This window comes from Streptomyces phaeochromogenes, from assembly GCF_001418655.1.
Taxonomy (GTDB): domain Bacteria; phylum Actinomycetota; class Actinomycetes; order Streptomycetales; family Streptomycetaceae; genus Streptomyces; species Streptomyces phaeochromogenes.
This window is the reverse complement of record NZ_LIQZ01000297.1, coordinates 1-6711: the sequence shown is the minus strand read 5'-3', so window position 1 is coordinate 6711 and position 6711 is coordinate 1. Positions and strand designations below refer to the sequence as shown.

Below are 6711 nucleotides of genomic sequence, written 5' to 3'. Positions count from 1 at the left end.
CGAACACCCGGACCTGGACGTCTCGTTCACCCTCCCTGTCATGCCCGAGGGCCTCACCCAGGACGGTGTGAACCTCCTGTCCAACGCCAAGTCGAACGGCGTCGGCATCGACACGGTCAACATCATGGCGATGGACTACGGCCCGGCGTACAGCGGCGACATGGGCACCTACGCCGAACAGGCCGCGACCGCTACGCAGGCGCAGATCAAGGGAGTCCTGGGTCTGTCCGAGTCGGAGGCATGGAAGGCGGTCGCCGTCACCCCGATGATCGGTGTCAACGACGTGGTGACGGAGATCTTCAAGGTCGACGACGCCACCCAGCTCGTGGACTTCGCCCAGTCGAAGGGGATCGGCTGGCTCTCCATGTGGTCCGCCACCCGCGACAAGCAGTGCCCCGGCGGCACCAAGCCCTCCGCCGACGCGACCTGCAGCTCGATCCTCCAGGACCCGCACGCCTTCGCGAAGGCCTTCGCCGCCTACAAGTAGCCCGACCGGCGGTCCCGCAGAAAGCCCGACCAGCCATCTCCGCACGGGGGTCATACGCCCCGGCCGGCCTTCCCCCCCACCCGGCCGGGGTGCACGGAGGGGCGCGGCACTCCCCTCACAGTGCCGCGCCCCGTTCCCCGTCCGCTCGTGTCCCCCCTGGGGGAGGGGTTATTCGGTCGTGTTCACCGAAGGAAGCGCACCGGTCCGCGCCGCCTCGCCGTACCAGAGGGCGCTCGACTTCGGCGTACGGGCCTGGGTCGCGTAGTCCACGTACACCGCGCCGAAGCGCTTGTCGTAGCCGTACGCCCACTCGAAGTTGTCCATCAGGGACCACAGGTAGTAGCCGCGGACGTCCGCGCCGTCGGTGATCGCCCGGCGCACGGCCGACAGATGGCCGTGGAGGTAGGCGATGCGCTCCGGGTCGTGGACGCGGCCGTCCGGGTCGGGCTTGTCGTCGTACGCGGCGCCGTTCTCGGTGACGTAGAGAGGGAGCCCGGGGGCCTCCGTCGTGTAGCGCATGATCAGCTCGTGCAGGCCCGTCGGGTCGATGGTCCAGCCCATCTCCGTACGCTCGCCCGGGGTCTGATGGAACATCACATCGTCCACGCCCGGCCACGGCGAGTGGTCGCTCGCCCCGTGGCCGTCCGCGCGCGGGCCGTCCGTGGCGGTCTCGGCGGCGCCGACCAGCGTCGGCGTGTAGTAGTTGAGGCCGAGCGCGTCCAACGGCTGGTTGATCAGGGCGAGATCGCCGTCCAGGACGTACGACCAGTCCGTGACCGACGACGTGGCGGTCAACAGGGTCTCCGGGTACGCGCCGTGCAGCATCGGGCCGTGGAAGATGCCGTTGGCCAGGTCGTCGATGCGCCGGACCGCCACCAGGTCCGCCGGGTCCTGCGAACGCGGCCTGACCACCGAGGAGTTGAGGCTCACCGCGATGCTGTTGCGGGCCGGCATCGCGGTGCGCAGCGCCGAAGTCCCGAGCCCGTGCGCCAGGTTGAGGTGGTGCGCGGCACGCAGGGACGCCTCCGGGTCCGTACGCCCAGGAGCGTGCACCCCTGATCCGTAGCCCAGGAACGCGCTGCACCAGGGCTCGTTGAGCGTGATCCACTGCTCGACGCGGTCGCCCAGCGCCTCACCGACGATCTGCGCGTACTCGGCGAACCGCAGCGCGGTGTCGCGCTCGGGCCAGCCGCCCGCGTCCTCCAGCTCCTGGGGGAGGTCCCAGTGATAGAGGGTGAGCGCGGGCTTGATGTCGTGGGAGAGCAGCTCGTCGACCAGCCGGCGGTAGAAGTCCAGGCCGCGCTGGACGGCGGGGCCGCGGCCCGTCGGCTGCACCCGGGACCACGACACCGAGAAGCGGTACGCGGTCAGCCCGAGCTCCGCCATGAGGGCCACGTCGTCGCGGTACAGGTGGTAGTGGTCGTTGGCGATGTCGCCGTTCTCACCGCCGGCCGTCTTGCCCGGCGTATGACTGAAGGTGTCCCAGATCGAGGGCGTACGGCCGTCCTCCCGCACCGCCCCCTCGATCTGGTACGCGGAGGTGGCCGCGCCCCAGAGAAACGCGGGCGGGAAGGTCACGGGCGTTGCGGGCTCAGGCATGGAAGCGCTCCCATGGGAGGAAAGGTCGTAGGAGACCTGGGGATATGGGGTCGGAGGGGGGAGGAGCAGGGGCCGAGGCGGCGGCGACTCGGCCCCTTCGGCCAGGCGTGGCGGTTCGCCCGGTCCGGCCGGGCACCGCAAGGGGTTGGTTCCGTCGGGCGGAGGCGGGCGCGGCGGGTCAGCCCTTGATCGCGCCCTGCATGATCCCGCCCACGATCTGCTTGCCGAACAGCAGGAAGGCGATGAGCAGCGGCAGGGTGCCGAGGAGCGCGCCCGCCATGATCACCGCCTGGTCGGGGACGTAGCCGGTGCCGAGCGAGTTCAGGGCCACCTGCACGGTGGGGTTCTGCTGGTTGAGCGCGATGATCGGCCACAGGAAGTCGTTCCAGGCCATCACGAACGTCAGCAGTCCGAGCACGGCCATCGCCGGCCGCGCCGCCGGGAAGACCACGTGCCACACGACGCGCAGACTGCTCGCGCCGTCGACCCGCGCCGCCTCGATCAGCTCGCTGGGCAGCGCCTGTACCAGGTACTGCCGCATGAAGAACGTACCGAAGGCGCTGACCAGGGTGGGCAGGATGACCGTCTGCAGCTGGTTGGACCAGCCCAGCTCGCTCATCCACAAGTACAGCGGCACGACCGCCAGTTGCGGCGGGATCATCATCGTGCCGATGGTCAGCAGCAGCAGAAGGCTGGAGAACCTGAACCGCAGCTTGGCGAAGGCGAACCCGGCGAGCGTGGAGAACAGGACCGTACCGACGGTGATGGTCCCGGCGACGATCGTGCTGTTGAGCATCGCGGTGCCGAGGGCCGCCTCGTTCCACGCGGCCTCGAGGTTCTTGAACAGGTTCCCGCCGATCCACAGCGGCGGCGGCGTCTCGGCGAGCCGCTGGTTGGTGCGCGAGGCCGCGACCACCGTCCACAGCAGCGGCGCCAGCGACACGAGGGCGAAGACGGCCAGGACGACATATGTGACCGGCCCCGCGTGCAGTTGCTTGCCGGCGCCGAGCAGTCGGCGGCGCCCGGTGCCGCCCGGGCCGCTCTTCTCCGCCGCATCCTGCACCTGAGGGGGTGTCAGTTCACTTGTGGTCATTGTGACTTCCTCAGCCGTCGGGTGATCAGCAGGTTGACCGCGGCCACGATCAGCAGGATCAGGAACATCGTCCAGGCGATCGCGGACGCCTTGCCGAGGTTGCCGATGATCCAGCCCTGGTCGTACATGTACAGGCCGAGCGTCTGGTACTGGTGCTCCGAGCCGCCCTTCGAGCCGCTGGCCCCGCCGAACAGGAGCGGTTCACCGAACAGCTGCGTCGCGCCGATCGTGGAGACGACCACCGTGAACAGGATCGTCGGCCGCAGCATCGGGATCGTCACATGGCGGAACTGCTGCCAGCGGCCGGCGCCGTCCAGGGCCGCAGACTCGTACAGGTCGGAGGGGATCGCCTGCATCGCCGCGAGGTAGATCAGGGCGTTGTAGCCGGTCCACCGCCAGATCACGATCGACGAGACGGCGAACTGCGAACCCCAGGTGGACTCACGCCAGTTGACCGGGTCGACCCCGACGAAGCCCAGCAGCCAGTTGATCATGCCGCCGTCCCAGGAGTACAGCAGCACGAACACCAGGGTCGCCGCCGCCACCGAGGTGGCGTACGGGGTGAGCATCACGACGCGCCACATGGTCGAGCCACGCAGCTTGTAGTTGAGCAGGTGCGCGATGCCGATCGCCATGATCAGCTGCGGCACGGTCGAGATCACACCGATGGTGAAGGTGTTCTGCAGCGCCCCCCAGAAGAAGTCCGAGGACATCAGGTTCTTGTAGTTGTCCAGGCCCACCCAGGTCTGCTGGTCCAGGTTGGACAGCTGCACGTTGTGCAGCGAGTACCAGGCCGTGTACAGCAGCGGGACGAGCCCGAAGGCGCCGAAGAAGATGAAGAAGGGGGCGATGAACGCGTACGGCGACGCCTTCATGTCCCAGCGGTACAGCCGGCTGCGCCAGGAGTCGGGGCCCGGGGGCGGTGTACCGCGACCGTGAGCACGGCGCGCCGCGCCCGGCTGGGAGCCGGGCGCGGCGTCGGCGCTCGACGCGGATTGCGCGAGAGCCTGCTTGGAGCTGGTCACTGGCCGAGCACGTCCTTGATCTCCTTGTTGGCCGCGTCCCAGCCCTGGGCCGGGGTCTTGCCCTTCTGCTCGACCTGAAGGATGCCGATGTCCGTGATGGCGGTGCCGATCGGCTGGTCCTTGACGCCGAAGATCTGCGTCGGGATGGTCTTCGCCGAGTCGGAGAAGATCTGCGTGATCGGCGCGTCCGAGAAGAACGCCGTCGTGGCGGCCTGCGGCTTCAGACTCGGGTACGCCGCCGGGATCGACGGGAAGCTCGCCTGCTTGGCGAAGACCTTCGCCTGCTGCTCCGGGGCGGTCAGCCACTTCGCGAGGGCGATGGCCTCCTTCTGGTGCTTGCCCGCCGTGGGCACACCGACGAACGCACCACCCCAGTTGGCCGCGGTGGGCGCCGCCGCGATGTCCCACTTGCCCTTGCCGGCGTCACCGGACTTCTCCTGGATGTAGCCGATCATCCAGGCGGGGCAGGCCACCGTCGCGAACTTGGCGTTGGCGAAAGCCTGGTCCCACGGCTTGTCGAACTGCTTCAGCTTCGCCGACATGTCACTGGTCGCCACCTCCATCGAGGCGTCCCAGGCCTTCTTCACGCCTGTGGACTTGTCCCAGATGACGTTGCCGTCCGCGTCGTAGTAGCGCTGGCTCTCGCCACCGAGCGCCGCGTTGTAGACCGAGGAGGCGGAGTCCACGAACTTGGTGCCCTTCGGCGCCTTCTTCATGTACTCCTTGCCGACGTCGACGTACTTGGACCAGTCGCCCTTCCACTGCTCGGCGAGCTTGGTGCGGTCCGTCTCAAGACCCGCCGCCTTGAAGAGGTCCTTGCGGTAGCAGACCGCCATCGGGCCGATGTCGGTGCCGAGCCCGATGGTCTTGCCGTCCTTGGTGGTGGCCTGTGCCGTCTTCCAGTCCAGCCACTGGGACTTGTCGACCTCCTTGCCGAGGTCGACGAACTTGTCGGCCTGCGTCTGCACCGCCTCGGCGATGTTGCCGATCTCGATGGCCTGGATGTCGTCGGTACCGGAACCGGCCTGCAGACGGGTGAGCGTCTTCGGCCAGTACACGTCGGTACGGGTCGTGACGTTCTCCTTGATGGTGATGTCCGGGTTCTTCTTCATGTACTCGTCGTAGAGGCCGGCCTGCTTGTAGCCGAAGACACCGAAGGTGCCGATGGTGAGCGTGGTCTTGCCTCCGCCGCTGCCGCCGTCCGAGTTCGACGAGCCGTCGTCCGAGTCCTCGGCGCAGCCGGCAAGCAGCCCCGTCGTCAGCGCGGCGACGGCCGCGAGGGCCATCAGCCTGCGGGACCCGCGGGTACTCGTGCGCATTGCGTCCTCCTGTTGCCTGACGTGCCGACCCCCCGGCCAACTGCATTGTTGGGCCCGTTAGTTCACGCTGCGGCTCGGGCGGGGAACGTGCGGGATGTGTATGTGTCAGGTACTGTGGGAGCGCTCCCACAGGTGATGTGTTGAAGGTTCGTCGCTCGGCGCGGGGGTGTCAAGGGAGAGGGCATAGAGATATGTCTTCAGTTATCGGGCTGTTAGCTAACGGAGGTTGGGTTCGGGAGAGTAGGTCTCCGACGGTTTCGGGACGGCCTCGGGAAGGCGCCGGATCGGCCTCGGAGTGGCTCCGTCGAGGACGGGTCCTGGGTGCGTCCAGGACGGGGCATGGACGTGGCACGGCTCTGGGGCGGCGCTCGCGGCGGAGTGCCGGGGGAGTACGAGCAGGGTGTCGCCCGGGGCGCCGGGCGGTACGGCCGGTGTGCGGAGGCCCGGACTCCGGGCGCCCGGTCCCGATCACGACTGTTACATTCCAGGCCAAGCGCGGCGAGAGCCGTGCCGGACGGGAGGCGGACCATGGCAGTCCACGGAGCGCGTAGCCGGAGCGGCGGACGGCCGACCCTCGAAGAGGTCGCCGCGCGCGCCGGTGTGGGCCGCGGCACGGTCTCCCGCGTGATCAACGGCTCCCCGAGGGTCAGCGACGCCACCCGCGCGGCCGTCGAGGCGGCGGTCGCGGAGCTGGGATACGTGCCCAACACGGCGGCCCGAGCCCTCGCCGCCAACCGTACGGACGCGATCGCCCTGGTCGTCCCCGAGCCCGAGACCCGCTTCTTCGCCGAGCCGTACTTCTCCGACATGCTGCGCGGAGTGGGCGCGGCGCTCTCCGACACCGAGCTGCAGCTCCTGCTGATCTTCGCGGGCAGCGACCGGGAGCGGCGCCGGCTGGCCCAGTACCTGGCCGCGCACCGGGTGGACGGGGTCCTGCTGGTCTCGGTCCACGCGGACGACCCGCTGCCCGATCTGCTGGCCCAGCTGGAGATCCCGGCGGTGATCAGCGGCCGGCGCTCGGCCGACGAGACGCTGCCTTCGGTGGACTCGGACAACTTCGGCGGCGGCCGGTTCGCCGTGGAACACCTGATCGCCCAGGGCCGCCAGACCATAGCCCACCTGGCGGGACGCCTCGACGTCTTCGGTGCCCAGCGCCGTGTCGACGGCTACCGCGAGGCGCTGCGCGAG

6 protein-coding genes are annotated in these 6711 nt (G+C 69.1%); 2 read left to right on the top strand and 4 right to left on the bottom strand.

The genetic code is table 11. From position 1 onward, the window contains the following. The coding region (locus AOK17_RS33470; RefSeq protein WP_483855185.1) for a glycoside hydrolase family 18 protein at positions 1-487 on the top strand (487 nt) is incomplete at its 5' end. A gap of 168 nt (positions 488-655) precedes the next feature. On the opposite strand, the gene AOK17_RS33465 is transcribed toward AOK17_RS33470, so the two are convergent. The 4 genes from AOK17_RS33465 to AOK17_RS33450 all read right to left on the bottom strand — a co-directional run bounded on the left by AOK17_RS33465 (position 656) and on the right by AOK17_RS33450 (position 5523). Next, positions 656-2086 carry a GH1 family beta-glucosidase gene (locus AOK17_RS33465; protein ID WP_055616338.1) on the bottom strand — a complete coding sequence of 477 codons (1431 nt, stop codon included), beginning with the start codon at positions 2084-2086 and terminating at the stop codon, positions 656-658. A 178-nt stretch (positions 2087-2264) separates the two neighbouring features. Then, complete coding sequence (locus AOK17_RS33460; protein ID WP_055616337.1) at positions 2265-3179, bottom strand: carbohydrate ABC transporter permease; 915 nt, start codon at positions 3177-3179, stop codon at positions 2265-2267. Then, entirely contained in the window at positions 3176-4204 is a 1029-nt protein-coding gene (locus AOK17_RS33455) for a carbohydrate ABC transporter permease (protein WP_055616336.1), read from the bottom strand. The genes AOK17_RS33460 and AOK17_RS33455 overlap by 4 nt, the downstream gene beginning before the upstream one ends. Continuing rightward, positions 4201-5523: an ABC transporter substrate-binding protein gene (locus AOK17_RS33450; protein WP_055616335.1), complete on the bottom strand. Its 1323-nt coding sequence runs from the start codon at positions 5521-5523 to the stop codon at positions 4201-4203. Before AOK17_RS33450 ends, AOK17_RS33455 begins: the two co-directional genes overlap by 4 nt. A 528-nt stretch (positions 5524-6051) precedes the next feature. Between AOK17_RS33450 and AOK17_RS33445 the strand changes: the two genes are divergently transcribed. Continuing rightward, positions 6052-6711: LacI family DNA-binding transcriptional regulator (locus AOK17_RS33445; RefSeq protein WP_157881442.1), on the top strand; the 660-nt coding region annotated here is incomplete at its 3' end.